15 protein-coding genes, 1 tRNA gene and 1 pseudogene are annotated in these 14,434 nt (G+C 66.7%); 5 read left to right on the top strand and 12 right to left on the bottom strand.

The window, feature by feature from the left end:
- Positions 1-6: 6 nt before the first annotated feature.
- Both H9L12_RS11595 and H9L12_RS11590 read left to right on the top strand, forming a co-directional pair.
- Complete coding sequence (locus H9L12_RS11595) at positions 7-651, top strand: YggS family pyridoxal phosphate-dependent enzyme (RefSeq protein WP_187541860.1); 645 nt, start codon at positions 7-9, stop codon at positions 649-651.
- Positions 651-1,313, top strand: coding sequence for an HAD family hydrolase (locus H9L12_RS11590; protein WP_187541859.1), 663 nt, complete (start codon positions 651-653; stop codon positions 1,311-1,313). Before H9L12_RS11595 ends, H9L12_RS11590 begins: the two co-directional genes overlap by 1 nt.
- Here the strand turns inward: H9L12_RS11590 and ribA are convergent.
- From ribA to H9L12_RS11565, 4 genes and pseudogenes are all read right to left on the bottom strand, one after another.
- Positions 1,310-2,346: pseudogene (gene ribA, locus H9L12_RS13995) on the bottom strand (GTP cyclohydrolase II). The gene H9L12_RS11590 and the pseudogene ribA overlap by 4 nt on opposite strands.
- Positions 2,343-3,137, bottom strand: a complete 795-nt coding sequence (locus H9L12_RS11575) for an exodeoxyribonuclease III (RefSeq protein ID WP_187543281.1) — start codon at positions 3,135-3,137, stop codon at positions 2,343-2,345. The pseudogene ribA and the gene H9L12_RS11575 overlap by 4 nt, the downstream one beginning before the upstream one ends.
- Before the next feature lie 240 nt (positions 3,138-3,377).
- The gene (locus H9L12_RS11570) at positions 3,378-3,998 is read right to left on the bottom strand and encodes a LolA family protein (RefSeq protein WP_187541857.1); all 621 of its coding nucleotides are present in this window, start codon (positions 3,996-3,998) and stop codon (positions 3,378-3,380) included.
- Positions 3,999-4,087: 89 nt separating this feature from the next.
- Positions 4,088-6,433, bottom strand: coding sequence for a DNA translocase FtsK (locus H9L12_RS11565; protein WP_187541856.1), 2,346 nt, complete (start codon positions 6,431-6,433; stop codon positions 4,088-4,090).
- Between the two features lie 114 nt (positions 6,434-6,547).
- Here H9L12_RS11565 and H9L12_RS11560 point away from each other — a divergent pair, with 114 nt between their 5' ends.
- On the top strand, positions 6,548-7,765 hold the full coding sequence (locus tag H9L12_RS11560; RefSeq protein WP_187541855.1) for an FAD-dependent monooxygenase: 1,218 nt from the start codon (positions 6,548-6,550) through the stop codon (positions 7,763-7,765).
- Here H9L12_RS11560 and H9L12_RS11555 read toward each other — a convergent pair whose 3' ends face one another.
- Both H9L12_RS11555 and H9L12_RS11550 read right to left on the bottom strand, forming a co-directional pair.
- Positions 7,766-8,398 carry an LON peptidase substrate-binding domain-containing protein gene (locus tag H9L12_RS11555; protein WP_187541854.1) on the bottom strand — a complete coding sequence of 211 codons (633 nt, stop codon included), beginning with the start codon at positions 8,396-8,398 and terminating at the stop codon, positions 7,766-7,768.
- On the bottom strand, positions 8,395-9,282 hold the full coding sequence (locus H9L12_RS11550) for a tetratricopeptide repeat protein (protein ID WP_187541853.1): 888 nt from the start codon (positions 9,280-9,282) through the stop codon (positions 8,395-8,397). The genes H9L12_RS11555 and H9L12_RS11550 overlap by 4 nt, the downstream gene beginning before the upstream one ends.
- 160 nt (positions 9,283-9,442) lie before the next feature.
- On the opposite strand from H9L12_RS11550, the gene H9L12_RS11545 reads away from it, so the two are divergent.
- Positions 9,443-9,517, top strand: a tRNA-Gly gene (locus tag H9L12_RS11545).
- A 13-nt stretch (positions 9,518-9,530) separates the two neighbouring features.
- Here H9L12_RS11545 and H9L12_RS11540 read toward each other — a convergent pair.
- Complete coding sequence (locus H9L12_RS11540; protein WP_187541852.1) at positions 9,531-9,755, bottom strand: hypothetical protein; 225 nt, start codon at positions 9,753-9,755, stop codon at positions 9,531-9,533.
- On the opposite strand from H9L12_RS11540, the gene msrA reads away from it, so the two are divergent.
- Complete coding sequence (msrA, locus tag H9L12_RS11535) at positions 9,744-10,226, top strand: peptide-methionine (S)-S-oxide reductase MsrA (protein ID WP_343060381.1); 483 nt, start codon at positions 9,744-9,746, stop codon at positions 10,224-10,226. The genes H9L12_RS11540 and msrA overlap by 12 nt on opposite strands.
- Here msrA and H9L12_RS11530 read toward each other — a convergent pair.
- The 5 genes from H9L12_RS11530 to hemC all read right to left on the bottom strand — a co-directional run bounded on the left by H9L12_RS11530 (position 10,223) and on the right by hemC (position 14,424).
- The gene (locus H9L12_RS11530; protein WP_187541851.1) at positions 10,223-10,870 is read right to left on the bottom strand and encodes a prolyl hydroxylase family protein; all 648 of its coding nucleotides are present in this window, start codon (positions 10,868-10,870) and stop codon (positions 10,223-10,225) included. The genes msrA and H9L12_RS11530 overlap by 4 nt on opposite strands.
- On the bottom strand, positions 10,854-11,894 hold the full coding sequence (locus H9L12_RS11525; protein ID WP_425506780.1) for a serine hydrolase: 1,041 nt from the start codon (positions 11,892-11,894) through the stop codon (positions 10,854-10,856). Before H9L12_RS11525 ends, H9L12_RS11530 begins: the two co-directional genes overlap by 17 nt.
- Before the next feature lie 141 nt (positions 11,895-12,035).
- Complete coding sequence (locus tag H9L12_RS11520; RefSeq protein ID WP_187541849.1) at positions 12,036-12,848, bottom strand: hypothetical protein; 813 nt, start codon at positions 12,846-12,848, stop codon at positions 12,036-12,038.
- Positions 12,845-13,504, bottom strand: a complete 660-nt coding sequence (locus H9L12_RS11515; protein ID WP_187541848.1) for a uroporphyrinogen-III synthase — start codon at positions 13,502-13,504, stop codon at positions 12,845-12,847. The genes H9L12_RS11520 and H9L12_RS11515 overlap by 4 nt, the downstream gene beginning before the upstream one ends.
- A complete protein-coding gene (hemC, locus tag H9L12_RS11510) occupies positions 13,501-14,424 on the bottom strand; it encodes a hydroxymethylbilane synthase (protein ID WP_187541847.1) in 924 nt (307 codons plus the stop codon). The genes H9L12_RS11515 and hemC overlap by 4 nt, the downstream gene beginning before the upstream one ends.
- Between the last annotated feature and the right edge of the window lie 10 nt (positions 14,425-14,434).

Here is a 14,434-nt window from a genome sequence, read left to right as displayed (position 1 = left end):
CGCGCGATGAGCGACGCCGCAACCCGCCTCGATGCCGTCCGCGCCCACATCGCGCGTGCCTGCAAGGCCGCGCGGCGCAAGTCAGAGGACGTCACGCTGATCGCGGTGTCCAAGCGGCGCAGCGCGGAAGAGATCGAAGCGCTCATCGCCGCTGGCCAACGGGATTTCGGCGAAAGCCGGGTGCAGGAAACGGTCGACAAATGGCCCGAAATCCGGAAGCGGCATCCGGACGTCCGGCTCCACATGATCGGCCAGCTTCAATCGAACAAGGCCGCAGAGGCCGCGGCGTTGTTCGATTCGATCCATTCGCTCGACCGCCCGTCGCTCCTCGGTGAATTGGTCGCGGCCGAGGGGCGCCCGAGCCTGTTCGTCCAGGTGAATATCGGCGGGGAGGAGCAGAAGGGCGGCGTAGCCATTCCCGAGTTGCCGACCTTTCTCGACTCGGTCCGCGCAACCAGTTTGCCGCTCGCCGGCTTGATGGCGATCCCGCCGCAAGGCGTTGAAGCGTCACCCTTTTTCGCGTTGCTGGCGAAGTTGGCGCGACGTCATGACGTCACTGGCCTGTCGATGGGTATGTCTGCCGATTATCCAGAGGCGGTGATGCTGGGCGCGACCCATGTCCGCGTCGGCACCGCGCTGTTCGAAGACTGATGCGCTTCCAAGGTCTGATTTTCGACTTCGACGGCGTGCTGATCGAAAGCGAATGGGCGGGCAACGCCCACATTGCCGACTATCTCAGCGCCCGCGGTCATCCGACGACGACCCAGCAGTCGATGGATCAGTTCATGGGCCTGTCGGGAACGGATTTCCGTTCGGCGATCGAACGCTGGACCGGGCGACCGCTATTCGACGACTTCAACGACGAACGCGCGCGGGTCGATGCACAGATGATTGCAGAGGGGATCGCCGAGGTCGAGGGCGCTGTCCGGTTCGTCCGTTCGCTCGATCCCGCGTTCCCGAAGGCGGTGGCGTCGTCCTCCGGCCTCCGATGGTTGCACGCTCATCTCGATCACCTTGGGCTGCGCGAAGAGTTCGGCGACCGGGTATTCAGCGGCGCGGTCCATGTCGAACGCGGCAAGCCGGCGCCCGACCTTTACTGGCACGCCGCGAACGCGATCGGAGTGCCGATCGAGAGAGTCGCAATCATCGAGGATTCTCCTGTCGGCATCACCGGCGCGGTGGCGTCAGGAGCAACGGTCATCGGCCTGGTTGCCGGTCGCCACTGTGGCGAAGCCCATGCCGACCGGCTGCGCGGGCTCGGCGCCCATCACATTGCCCGTGACTTCGACGAGGTGGCGCGGCTGATCGTCTAGGGCAGGTGCCCGCTTTTGGCCCGCTTGGTGGCGATATAATCCGCGTTGTGCGGGTTCGCCGGCATGTGATGAGCGACCCGTTCGGCCACCTCGATCCCCGCCGCCTCAAGACCGGCCACCTTGGCGGGGTTGTTGGTGAGGACCCGGACCCGGTCGATGCCCAGCGCGCGAAGCATCGCCGCAGCCATCGCATAATCCCGCTCGTCATCGGCGAAGCCGAGCCGGGCATTGGCCTCCACCGTATCCAGCCCACGGTCCTGGAGCTGGTAGGCGCGGAGCTTGTTGGCGAGGCCGATGCCGCGACCTTCCTGGCGCAGGTAGAGCAACACCCCACCGCCCTCGGCGCCGAGCAGGCGCAACGCCTCATGCAGTTGCGGGCCGCAGTCGCATTTCAGGCTGCCGAAGACGTCGCCGGTCAAGCACTCGCTGTGCAGGCGAATGAGCGGCGGCCGCCCGCCGAACGCACCAACGACGAGTGCGACATGATCTTCGCCGCTCACCAAATCGCGGAAGGATACCATCTGCGACGGGGGAAGATGGTCAAGCGGAAGCCTCGCCCGGGCGACAATGTCCGCCGCCGGCGGGCGGCGACGTCATCGGCCGTGATTGCTGCTGCGGCGTCACCGGCTACCAGCCACAACGCCGGAAGCACCCCGGCGCGGCGCGCCAGCGAAAGGGCGGCAGCGGCGTCCGCAGGGCGGGACACGGGCATGGCCGCCAACGGCCCGATCGGCCCTCGGGAGAAGTCCTGCGCCGGGTCGGCCAGCGCCAGCGCCGCGTCGCGACTTAGCCAGTTTTCGCGCCGGATTTCGACGGGATGGGCAAGGTCGCCCGCCTCCTTGAGGTTGCCGAGCCCCAATGCGGCCGCGCGGGGGCCACTGAGTAAAATCGGCGCCTCTGCGTCAGGATCGAGGAGTTCGAGCATTGCGGCGGTCGCCGTCTCGACACTCAACACGGTAATACCGCCGACCTCGACGGGCCGACCGGCGCGAAGCGCGGCAATCGCCCGTTCGAGGGGCGGGGCGACGCTCACAGCTCCAGTTCGACGATCAGCGGGACGTGATCGGACGGGCGCTGCCAGCCGCGGCACGGTTCGAGGACGCGATGAGCGGTCACCTGCGCCGCCAGCATGGGCGAGGCCCACATATGGTCGAGCCGGCGGCCGCGGTCACTCGCCGCCCAGTCCGTCGCGCGGTAGCTCCACCATGTGAAATTGCGCTCGGGCGCGGGGATGAAGTGGCGGCCAAGGTCGACCCAGTCGTGGGCCGCCTGAAGCTTGCCCAGCGCGTCGACCTCGACGGGCGTATGGCTGACCACGTCGAGCAGCGCCTTGTGATTCCACACGTCGCATTCCAGCGGCGCGACGTTGAAGTCGCCGACGATCAAGGTCGGTTCGGCGAGGCCCTCCGACCAGCGAGTCATGCGTTCGATGAAGTCCAGTTTCTGGCCGAACTTCGGATTGACGTTACGGTCGGGGATGTCACCGCCGGCGGGAATGTAGACGTTTTCGATCCGCACGCCACAGTCGAGCCGGGCGCCGACGTGCCGCGCCTCGCCATTGTCCTGCCAGTCGTGGCGGCCGCTATCGTGCAGCGGCACCCGGCTGAGAATGGCGACGCCATGATGCATCTTCTGGCCGTTGAGCTCGTGGAAGCGATAGCCGCGGTCGGCGAAGAGAGCAGCCGGAAAGACATCGTTGTGCGCCTTCGTTTCCTGCAAACAGAGGATGTCGGGCTGTTCCTCGTCGAGCAGGCGGCCGACGATGTCGGCGCGGGCGCGCACCGAATTGATGTTCCAGCTGGCGAGTTTGAGCTTGGTCACGATCGAAAGGTGGCGCCTGCAAATGCGGGTACAAGGAGGGCCTTTTATTCGACCGCCCCCAACGGTCAAATAAAAGGCCCTTGCTCCGGGGGCATGGAGCAAGGGCCAACCAAGCGTTCGTCACGCAAGGCGATCTCGGCGACCCCGGGTAACAGGGGGAAACCCCGGGCACTTTCCTTGATCACTGCTTCCCATGCCGCATTGGACCTGTCGGGAAGCTGAACCGTTTTGATTCGGGACCAATCAGCGCCGCTTTTTCGGCTCCGCATAGGTGAACGCACTGTCGGCGACGGCGACGTTATAGCGCTGGCCCGACAGCCGGACGGTGGTCTTCTTGTTCTGTGCGTCGATCGCGGTCCATCCGTCCAGACGCAGGCCGGCGGGCGCGCTCGGTGACTTGACGAAGGCCAGGATCAGCGTCCCGAACTCCGGACGGCGCGCGTCGCGGGCGCGGACGACGATGACGTTGGGATTGCCCGAATCGGTGATCCGCGCGATCCGGCCGAGGTTCGGCTGCGGCGACATCAGCACCGACAGGGGCGAGTTGGCGACGGCCCAATTGTTCTTCTGGCCGACATCGTAATCGATAAAGGTCAGCGTCTTGCCGTTGCCGACCAGCAGCATGTTGGCGCCGCGGCCATACTCGAAGCGGATCTTGCCCGGCTTCTTGAGCTGCAGCGTTCCGGGAAGCTGTCGGCCCTTGCCGTCGGTCTGGGTGAAGTTGGCGACCAGCGACGAAGTCGCGGCCAGGTGCGCCTGGACCTGCTTGAGATCGCTTGCCGGATTCGCCGTCGCCGGCGCCGAGAGGACGACCAGGGCGGTGGCGGGGATCAGGGCGCGCGCGACGCTCGATGCGAAACTCATGTCATGACTCCTGGGATGAATTGGCCGGAAAACTGGCCTTCCCGCATTGAATGCGCCCTGAACCTTCCGGTTCCGAACTGTTCATCGCCTCAAATCGGGTGACCGTCGGTATCGAGCAGCACTTCGCGCCGCCCGACATGGTCCGGCTGGCCGACCAGCCCGTCCTTTTCCATCCGCTCGATCAGCCGCGCGGCACTGTTGTACCCGACGCGGAGTTGGCGCTGGAGATAGCTGGTCGAGGCCTTCTGGCTTTCGGCGACGATCTGGATCGCCTTCCGGTAGAGCTGGGTCTCGGCGTCGTCCTCGCCGACCGGCTGACCGTCGAAGATGTAGCCGCCGTCCTCTGGCTCCTCGGTGACCGCCTGGATGTAGTCGGGAACGCCTTGCTTGCGCCAATGGTCGGCGACCGATCGTACTTCCTCGTCGCTGACGAACGGGCCGTGGACGCGCAGGATCTGCTTGCCGCCGGGCATGTAGAGCATGTCACCCTTGCCCAGCAGCTGCTCGGCACCCTGCTCGCCAAGAATGGTGCGCGAATCGATCTTGCTGGTGACCTGGAAGCTGATCCGGGTCGGAAGATTGGCCTTGATGACGCCGGTGATGACGTCGACCGACGGCCGCTGCGTCGCCATGATCAGGTGAATCCCGGCGGCGCGCGCCTTCTGGGCCAGCCGCTGGATCAGGAACTCGACCTCCTTGCCGGCGGTCATCATCAGGTCTGCGAGCTCGTCGACCACCACCACGATCTGCGGCAGGACGTCATACTCAAGTTCTTCGGTCTCGTAGATCGGCTGGCCGCTGTCGGCGTCGTAGCCGGTCTGCACCTTGCGGCCCAGCTTCGACCCCTTGGCCTTGGCGTCGCGCACGCGCTGGTTGAAGCTGGCAAGCTGGCGAACGCCAAGGCTGGCCATCATCCGGTAGCGCTCCTCCATCTGCTCGACGGTCCATTTGAGCGCGCGGATCGCCTTGCCTGGTTCGGTGACGACCGGGGCGAGGAGGTGGGGGATATCGTCGTAGATGCTCAGTTCCAGCATCTTCGGGTCGATCATGATCATCCGGCACTCGTCCGGTCCCATCCGGTAGAGAAGCGACAGGATCATGCAGTTGAGACCGACCGACTTGCCCGACCCGGTCGTGCCGGCGACGAGCAAGTGGGGCATTGGCGCGAGGTCGGCGATGACCGGGTCGCCGCTGATGTTCTTCCCCAGGATCAGCGGCAGGGCCATGTTCTGGTCCGCGTACGCCTGGCTGCCGATAAGCTCGCTCAGCGCCACCGCCTGTCTGTTGGCATTGGGCAGTTCGATGCCGATCACGCTGCGGCCAGGGATGGTGGCGACGCGCGCGCTGAGTGCGCTCATGTTGCGAGCGATATCGTCGGCAAGCTGGATTACGCGGCTGGCCTTGATGCCGCTGGCCGGCTCCAATTCGTACATGGTCACGACCGGGCCGGGGCGAACCTCGACGATGTCGCCGCGAACGTGGAAATCCTCGAGCACGCTTTCTAACAGGCGGGCGTTTCGTTCCAGCGCGGCACGGTCGACGGTGGTCTTGCCGGCGGCGGGTGGCGGCGCGAGCAGGTCGATCGACGGCAGGGCGTAGCTGTCGCCAAGCGCCAGGCTGGCCTGACCCGCTGCTGCCGCGGCTGCCTTGCCCTTTTTGGTCGCAGCCTTGGCCGGGGCGACCCCGGCGGCAGGCTCGGAAACTGCAACGGAAGGACGCGAGCGCGGCGGGGCAGCCACTGCCTCCTCCTCGTCATCGGCATCGCGGCGCTGGGTCCGGCGCAGCGGCCGCACCGGCGCCGCCGCATCGCGGCGCAGACGGTCCGAGGCCCAGGCTTTCTCGTCGTCGCTGACGCCAAGGCCGAACCAGCCGATGATCAACCCCCCGATCACCAGCAGGGCGATGACGGACAGCCGCACCGGACCTTCGATTCCGGGATTACCGATCAGCGCAATCAGGGCGTCGAGACCATGTGCAATCGACAGTCCCACGATACCGCCCCATCCCGCCGGAAGCCCGGACACCGCCGACCCGGCGAGCATGGCGGCGGCGACGCCCACCAGGCCAACGCCGATTGCGGCGATGCCGAGGGCACGGCCAAGATGCGGGGAGGAGACCCCCCGAACCATCCGCAGGCCGCTGAGCGCCGTCACTGGAAGCAGCAGGGCGGCGGGCGGTCCGAACAGCAATAGCAGGAGGTCGCTTGCATAGGCGCCGAACGCGCCGAGCCAATTGGTCGGCGGCCCGGCGGCGGCGGTTGAGAGGCTCGGGTCAACCTGTGAGTGGGTGGCGAGTGCAATGCCCAGCGCAACGCTCAGGCCGACCAGCCCGACCCCGCTCGACCGGCGCGCAAAGCCCTTGAGCGACTGGGCGAGCTTGTCGCGCCAATGCGGCTCAAGATCCCGCTTCTGTGCCCGCTGCGCGGCGCTGGCCATCCTTATCCCCCACCAAAATGCTTAACGACAATGCCGCGCGGCGGACTCGACGGTCAAGCGATATGCGGCCCGGTGCTCTCGCCAAGCGCTCGAGTGACGCCTAGAAGCCACGGCATGGAACGCACCGATGTCATCATCCTGGGCGGCGGGCTGGTCGGGCTGGCGCTGGCCGCGGCGCTGGATTCCAGCGGGCTGGGCTGCGCAGTCATCGATCCGGCAGATCCCGCGCTGCGCAAGAACGCGGCGTTCGACGGCCGGACCAGTGCGGTGTCGTCCTCCTCGAAGCGGATGTTCGACACCATCGGCATTACCGACCACCTGCCGGAACCGGGCTGCCCGATCCGTGCCATCCAGGTTGCCGACGGGCTCGATCCCGGCGGGCTTCGTTTCGATCCGGGCGAGGATGATGAGCCCCTTGGCTGGATGAACGAGAACCGCAATCTGCACGCCGCCCTGCTTTCCCGGGCAGCTGCCGGTAGGAGGATTGCGCTCCATTGGCAGCGTCGCGCCGTTAGCATCGATCGCGGGGATCACGGCGTCATGGCCGAGTTGGACGATGGAACAAGACTTGCCGCGCCGCTGCTGGTCGCTGCCGAGGGACGTAACTCGCCGACCCGCGAGGCGGCGGGGATCCGGCTGGCAAGGTGGAAATACGAACACGCGGCGATCGTCGGGACGCTCCGTCATGAGCGTCCGCATGACAACGTCGCCTACGAAATCTTCTATCCGGCCGGGCCCTTCGCGTTGCTGCCGATGAACGACGATACCGATGGTCATCGCTCGGCCATCGTCTGGTCGTTCTCGGACAAGGATGCACCAGGAATGCTGGCGCTGAGCGCCGACGATTTCGCCGCCGAGGCCGAAGCGGCGATGGGCGGATTCCTGGGCAAGATCGGCCTGATCAGCCCCCGCTCGACCTATCCGCTCGGTTTCCACCACGCGGCGCGGATCACCGATCACAGGCTGGCGCTGGTCGGCGACGCCGCGCACGGCATCCACCCGATCGCGGGACAGGGCGTGAACCTCGGCTATCGCGATGCGGCCGCACTGGCGCAGGTTCTGGTCGAAGGCGCGCGGCTCGGTCTCGATCTCGGTGATGCGCAGCTGATGGCGCGTTACCAACGCTGGCGTAGCCTGGACACCTTCATGGTCGCACTGGCGACCGACGGGCTGACGCGAATTTATGGCGTTCCGGGAAAGACTGCTTCGGCGGTGCGACGATTCGGCATGGGGCTGATCGACCGCATCGGCCCGGTCAAGGACCGGCTCATGGCGGAAGCGCGCGGCACCAGCGGCGACCTTCCCTTGCTCCTGCGCGGGCTGCCGATCTAGCTACTGGATCGTCTGGCCGATGTCGGCGCCGCCGGGCGCCATCCGCTGGAACTGCATCAATTGGACGACAAGGTCCGCGCGTCCGGCCAGGGTCGGTTCTTCCAGCAACGCCTGTTTGGCGCCCGGGTCGAACGGCGCGACCTGGGCAATGGCGTTGACCAGCAATTCGTCGTCCAGCTGCCCGACCGCGTCCCAGTCGACGATCAGCCCAAGAGCATCGCCGAACCGCCGCGCTTCCTGCTCGACCGCGCTTCTCATCGCCAGCGGCAACGGCTCGGGCTCCCGATCGTCGAAGGCCTCTAGGTCGACATCGGCCTGTCGATAAAGCGTGCCGACGTCGGCCTCGGCAATCAACCGGAAGCGGTTCGATCCCTGCAAGACAATATTGTAGCGCCCGTCGTCCAGTTCCTCGACCCCGACGATCTCGCCGATGCAGCCGGCGCGGAACAGCGGCGCCGGTTCGCCCGGGCCCGACGGCTGGATCATCGCGATCCTTCCCTGGTCGGCCATCGCGTCCCGAACCATGTCGCGATAGCGCTCCTCGAAAATGTGCAAAGGCAACTGGGCGCGCGGGAACAGGATTGCGCCGGCCAGCGGGAAGAGAGGGACCCGGACTGGTTTCCGGTCGATCATGTGAACAGTAGCGCGGACAAACGCCGCCGCTGTGCGCTAGCCCAGGGATCCCCGAGCCCCGATGCTTCCAGCAATTGCAGGAAGCGGGACCGCGCCGCCCCGTCGTTCCAGTCGCGGTTCCGGGCGATGATTTCCAGCAGGTGGTCGGCCGCCGAGTCGCGATCGCCCGCCGCAGCCCTGGCGTTGGCGATGACCAAGCGTGCGTCGTGGTCGTCGGGGTTGGCCGCGATTCGCGCTTCCTCGTCCGACACGTCGACCGCTGGCGTGCTGGCTAGCTCCAGCGCCGCGCGGGCACGCGAGATTGCGGCATGATTCGCTATGTCCGTATGCGAATCGAGCAAGGCGCGCGCCTCTTCGACCTTGTCGCCAAGAATCTGCGCTCTGGCGAGGCCGCCGATCACTTCGGGATGATCCGGATCCATGTCGAGGATTTGGCCGAAGATCGATTCGGCCCGCGCTGCGTCACCTTCGGCCAGCACTTCCTCGCCCATCGCGATCAGCGGCTCGACCTGGGCCGCCAGGCTCTGCGCCTCGCCCTTTACCGGCAGCTGCGCCAGCAACTGGTCGAGCGCTCGGGTCAACTGCCCCTCGGTTCGGTAATTGGTGAGGTCGGCGACCGGCTGTCCCTGAAACAGGGCGTAGACGGTCGGGATCGACTGGACCTGGAACTGTGCGGCGATCAGCTTGTCGGTGTCGACGTCGATTTTGGCCAGGACGACGCCGCGATCGGCATAGTCAGCGGCGACCTTGTCGAGGATCGGACCAAGCTGCTTGCACGGCCCGCACCATTCCGCCCAGAAATCGAGGATGACGAGGCTGGTCATCGACGGTTCGATGACGTCGCGGCGGAAACGCTCGATCGCTTCGCGTTCGGCTTCGGTCATGCCCAGTGTCGCCACAAATACTCCTTCGACGCCGTCACCCGCGCATATGGGCGCCGGGGGCTCGGCGGCAAGCGGCGGCGAAGGGGCTTGCGGGGCGGGAAAGCCGATGCTAGGCGCCCGCTCCACCCGACCGGGACATTGTGCCGGTCCGCCAGATCGAGCGGGCGTAGCTCAGGGGTAGAGCACAACCTTGCCAAGGTTGGGGTCGAGGGTTCGAATCCCTTCGCCCGCTCCATTTCTTCCATTATTCAGCATCCGGTCAGCGCGCTTGCGCGTAATAAGCCGGTGCGCATGCTCCTTCCGTCCGCTTTCCTTGCCGTTGTCGGCGTTGCGGCCTTGAGCGACACGGTGTCGGCCGCCGAGCTCAACCGGGTCGCGCCAAGGCCTTTGACGACCATCGCTAACCCCGCCCGATCGAGGTTGCCTACTTTGCCGGCGGCTGCTTCTGGGGTGTGGAAGGCGTGTTCGACCATGTCCGCGGCGTGAAAAGCGCCGTGTCCGGCTACGCAGGGGGCGGCGGGCAGCGACCGACGTACGAATCGGTCTCCAGCGGCCGTACTGGCCATGCCGAAACCGTCCGCGTCACGTTCGACCCTCGCCAGGTGAGCTACGCTCAGCTCCTGCAGATATACTTCTCGGTGGCGACCGATCCGACCCAACTCGATCGCCAGGGGCCGGACACCGGCACGCAATATCGCGGCGCCTTGTTCCCGACGACGCAGGCGCAAGCTCGGCAGGCGCGTGCCTATATCGCGCAGCTCGGCAAGGCGCGCGTCTTTCGGCGTCCAATCGTGACGAAAGTCGAACCGCTGCGCCGTTTCACCGCCGCCGAAAGCTATCACCAGGACTTCGTGGCGAAGAATCCTCGCCACCCTTACATCGTCGTCAACGACCGGCCGAAGGTCATCGCGCTGCGACGGCTGTTTCCGAAACTTTACGTCTAAGACGACTTGTCGCTTGGAAACTGCCGAAACCATTTGGTGATGATGTATTTGGTGCCCTTGCGCACCTTCATGCCCTGGTGAAGCGTGGCTTCGTTGGGCAGGCCATCAGGCAGCAGGTTATTCCACGCCAGCAACTTGCCGGTTTCGGGCTGGACCGACTTGCCGATCACTTTGAAACGCGTCGCGCCGCCGTCCTCGGGCTGGTTGAGATAGAGCATGGCGGTCCATGTCCGTTGCCCTTGGTCGGCGCAAAACCGATAAAAATCCGCCCCTCCCGGGTTGAAGGTGTCGGTGTGGGCCTTGAACTCCTGCCCGAGAGCGTAGCGCTGGCCCTGGATCGGCTCACCGAACGCCGGATCGATTCCCAGCGCGGCGCAGAGTTGGCGGTCGATCGCGCCAACCAGCGGATCGGACGAATCCAGGTCGCAGGTTTCGCTGGTGCGGAACTTCGGATCGCCGCGGTCGTCCGCAATTTCCGAGGGCCGTCGCCGCCGATCGATCAGGTCGCACAACGCCGCACAAGTGTCCGCATCCAGAAAGCGGCGGACGATGAAAAGTTCAAGATCCCGGCTCGGCACCCGCTGGGCCCCGGGGCGGCAAGCGAGCCGCGCCGCGACGGCAGTGGCGTCAGCGGCTAGCGACACGGGTCTGGTGCGCGGCGATGACGGCCCTTGTCACGGTTTGCATCATGCCCTGTGCCGCACCGTCCGACTTGTTGGGAATGGACATTAGCGCCATCGCATAGACCGTTCCGTCGGGCGCCGTGAGCAGGCCGATGTCGTTGATACCGCCGATCCGACCGTTCAGCACCTGGCCGGTGCCGGTCTTGTGATTCCAATGCCATCCGGGCGCCAGCGCGGCACGAACCCGGGCCTTGCCAGTTCGCGTACGGCCCATCGTGTTGAGCAGTTTCGACGTCGACGAAGGTGACAGCAATTCGCCCTTCTTCAATCGGGCCAGCGCGTTGGCGATCGCGTGGGGAGACGCGCCGTCGTAGGGGTCGGACAGGTAACGGTTGAACGATGCCTGCCGCACCGACATCGGCAGCGCGCTGCGAGCCTTGTAGAAGGCATCGCCGATCGAATAGCTCTGGCTCCAGATCAGTCCGGCGATCTTGGACTGGAGAGCCCGCTCGCCCTCGTAAAAGCGAATCGCGCCGAGACCCTTGTTCTGGATCATGTCGCGCACGCGTTGCGGCCCGCCGATCGAGCGCATCAGCTTGTCGTTGGCGGTATTGTCGCTTTCGGTGATCGCGGTGAACAACAGGGCGTTCAGCGTCGTCGTGTGGCCGCCGCCGAGAACCTTGGCCGCCAACGGCTGGTGGAACAGGGTCAGGTCGTCCCGGCCAAGCGTGACCTTGTCATCCAGACTGATGCGGCCCTTGTCGACCGCGTCCATCGCGGTGATCGCGACCCACAGTTTCGAACAGCTTTGCTGTGGGAACAGGGTGTCGCCGTTCCAGGAGGCCTCCCAGCCGTCGCGAAGGTTGACGATGGCAATGCCGGCCTTGCCGTCGAACGATCGGCCAATCTCCCTGATCCGGGCGCGAAGCGCTTCCGGGCCCGGGACCGCGGTCGGAGGCGACGCAAGCGGGGCCAGCGGGTCGACCTGCTGCGCTGCGGAGGCGGCGCCAACCAGGCCCCCCGAACTCGCTAGGAGCCAAATCAAACGGCGCACCAACGCTGACGTCATGAAGCCAGTTTCCCCACCCAATCATCAATCCCGGCAAGGCGTTAGCTCGGCTCGACTGAACTCAAGCTTGCCCGCGCACGGCAAGGATTCGCATGGTCGGGCCACGCTGCCAACCCTTTACGAGGTTGGCGGACCGCCGAGCAGGGCTGCGCTTTCGATCTCGTCCAGCGCGCGCATCACGAGGACCTGCCGCCGGGCGCGCGCGATCCAGGCCGCCGCCTCGGGCCGGCTTGCGCCCGGTAGCCGCATGGTTTCGGCCAGCGCGCCGTCGACCTTGCCCGACTTGAGCAGCGCGGCGGCGCGTTCGTAACGCGCCGCGGGTAGAGGGTTAGGGCGGTCGGACCGGTGGATGGATACCAGCGACCCCAATTCCCGCTCGAACCCCGTCCACCAGCTCTCGTTGGGGGCTGGGCCGCGTAACAGCGGACCGATCCTGTCGAATTCGTCGACCAGCGAGTCCAGCGTTTGTGGCGTGCGGCCAGCGGTGATCACGACGCCGACCGCGCGCTCATGCCCGCGCCCGAAGCGATCGATCAACAAAGGCTCGAGGTAGCCAAGGGCAACGCCGCGTTCGATCGCCCGCCGCGCGGCGAAGGCGACCAGCAATGCGTTGGCCCGGCCGGCAGTGCCCTCGGCGCGCTCGGTGGCATTCTCGACGAGGTCGAGACGACTTTCGAGCGTCGCCAGGCGGACATCATCGGCGGGCACCGCGGCCGGCGCTGCTGGCGCTGCAGCTGCGGGCGGGCCGAGGCGAACCGGCGTGGCCGGCGCCGTCGCGGCGGCCTCGGGTGCGACACCGAAGAAGCGCGCGCCCCCCTGCCAGCGCGATAATCCCCAAATGGCAAGCGCGGCGCCCGCGATGAGCAGCAGCAGGGCCCAGGCGAGGCACGCGATCCAGCTCGGGGCCGGTTGAGCGGTACTTGCGTTCATTGAGGCGATGTTTGGCACAGCCGCGCGGCAAGGGCCAGAAGCGACGAATCGTCCGGTTGATCCGCCGCCTCGACCGATTCCCACCCGTCTCCGCACGCCGCGGCCGCGGCCCTGCTGATCGCGGCGATCCGGACGCTCGACCGCTCACCGACCAGTTCGGCCAGCCGTTGCCCGGCACGCGGGCTATGCACGGCAATCACGACGTCCGATGTCGGCAGTGCCGGTGGGTCCGTCGCCACCGAACGATAAACGACGATGCTCGTGATCGATCGGAGGACGTCCCCAATTTCCATCCGATCTTCGCCGGCCAGATGCAGGAGGCGGCGGTCGCCCGGAATTTCTCTCAACAGGTCCTCGATGCCACCTGATCCAACCGACTGGACCGTGAACCCGGCGGCGCGAGCGGCGTCAGCGGTGGCGTCCCCGACCGCATGAACCGGCAGGTTGTGCAGGATCTCCAGGCCCGTCCCACCGTGGCGGATGGCATTGGCACTTGTCAGCAGGAGGCCGTCGAAACCCTCGGGGTCGCTGACGTTCCACGCGACCGGCGCCACCGCGAAAAGCGGCGCTTCGATGACGTCGAGACCCAGCGCCCGCGCTCGCGCGGCGCTTGCCGACAGCCCCGGCTCCGGGCGAAGGAGGACGAGCGGTCTCAACCGCCCTCGAACAGACGGCGGATCGACGGCGGCGCATCGGCCAGCATGTGGCGCCCGAGCGCCGCCGGTCCGTCGAGATCGCCGACCGTAAAGCGCGCCCGCTGGGTAAGATGCTCCGCCCCGTCCTCGCTCAGCAGTTCGACCCGCAGGTCGACTGCCCCCGCGTCGATTACGGCCAAGGCGGCCACCGGCGAATGACAACTGCCCCCCAGCGCCAAGGTGAACGCGCGTTCGGCGAGCACCGCGGCGTGCGTGTCGCTGTGGTCGATGGGCTGCAGAAGTGCCGCCGTCGCGGCGTCGTCGCTGCGGCATTCGATCCCGATTGCCGCCTGCGCCGGGGCGGGGAGCATCTGATCGAGGGGGATGGCATTGCCGACGTCGCCACGTCCCAAGCGGTCAAGGCCAGCCGCCGCCAACAGCGTCGCGTCGACGTCGCCCGTTTCCCGCTTGGCTAGACGCGTATCGACGTTGCCACGGATCGGCACTACGTTGAGGTCGGGTCGCAACCGGCGAAGCTGCGCCGCCCGGCGCGGGCTGCTGCTGCCCACGACGGCGCCCTGCGGGAGGTCGGCGACCGATCCAGCGCCGATCAGCCGGTCGCGGACGTCGGCACGGGGCAGCATCGCGGCGATCCGTAAGGTGTCAGGACGGTCACTTTCGACATCCTTCATCGAATGAACCGAGGCATGGGTCTCGCCTGCCAAAAGGGCGAGGTCGAGTTCCTTGGTCCACAGCGCCTTGCCGCCGATATCGGCCAGCGGCCGGTCCTGGATCCGGTCGCCGCTGGTCTTGACGACCGCCAGCGCCACCGATCCCGCCGGCCAGCCGTGGGCTTGCTCCAGCGCTGCCGCCGTCATCCGCGCCTGGGCAAGGGCAAGCGGCGATCCGCGCGTGCCGAGAGTGAGGGTTGTCTGGCTCATCGTCCGCCGC

It is taken from the genome of Sphingomonas rhizophila (assembly GCF_014396585.1).
Classification (GTDB): domain Bacteria; phylum Pseudomonadota; class Alphaproteobacteria; order Sphingomonadales; family Sphingomonadaceae; genus Sphingomicrobium; species Sphingomicrobium rhizophilum.
The sequence above is the reverse complement of the archived record's forward strand: the minus strand, read 5'-3'. Positions and strand labels throughout refer to the sequence as shown.

Excerpts from the sequence above, each read along its gene's own strand:
- H9L12_RS11595 (WP_187541860.1), top strand. The coding sequence starts at position 7 with ATGAGCGACGCCGCAACCCGCCTCGATGCCGTCCGCGCCCACATCGCG.
- H9L12_RS11590 (WP_187541859.1), top strand. The coding sequence starts at position 651 with ATGCGCTTCCAAGGTCTGATTTTCGACTTCGACGGCGTGCTGATCGAA.
- H9L12_RS11570 (WP_187541857.1), bottom strand. The coding sequence starts at position 3,998 with ATGAGTTTCGCATCGAGCGTCGCGCGCGCCCTGATCCCCGCCACCGCC.
- H9L12_RS11565 (WP_187541856.1), bottom strand. The coding sequence starts at position 6,433 with ATGGCCAGCGCCGCGCAGCGGGCACAGAAGCGGGATCTTGAGCCGCAT.
- H9L12_RS11560 (WP_187541855.1), top strand. The coding sequence starts at position 6,548 with ATGGAACGCACCGATGTCATCATCCTGGGCGGCGGGCTGGTCGGGCTG.
- H9L12_RS11555 (WP_187541854.1), bottom strand. The coding sequence starts at position 8,398 with ATGATCGACCGGAAACCAGTCCGGGTCCCTCTCTTCCCGCTGGCCGGC.
- H9L12_RS11550 (WP_187541853.1), bottom strand. The coding sequence starts at position 9,282 with ATGACCGAAGCCGAACGCGAAGCGATCGAGCGTTTCCGCCGCGACGTC.
- H9L12_RS11540 (WP_187541852.1), bottom strand. The coding sequence starts at position 9,755 with ATGGTCGAACACGCCTTCCACACCCCAGAAGCAGCCGCCGGCAAAGTA.
- H9L12_RS11520 (WP_187541849.1), bottom strand. The coding sequence starts at position 12,848 with ATGAACGCAAGTACCGCTCAACCGGCCCCGAGCTGGATCGCGTGCCTC.
- hemC (WP_187541847.1), bottom strand. The coding sequence starts at position 14,424 with ATGAGCCAGACAACCCTCACTCTCGGCACGCGCGGATCGCCGCTTGCC.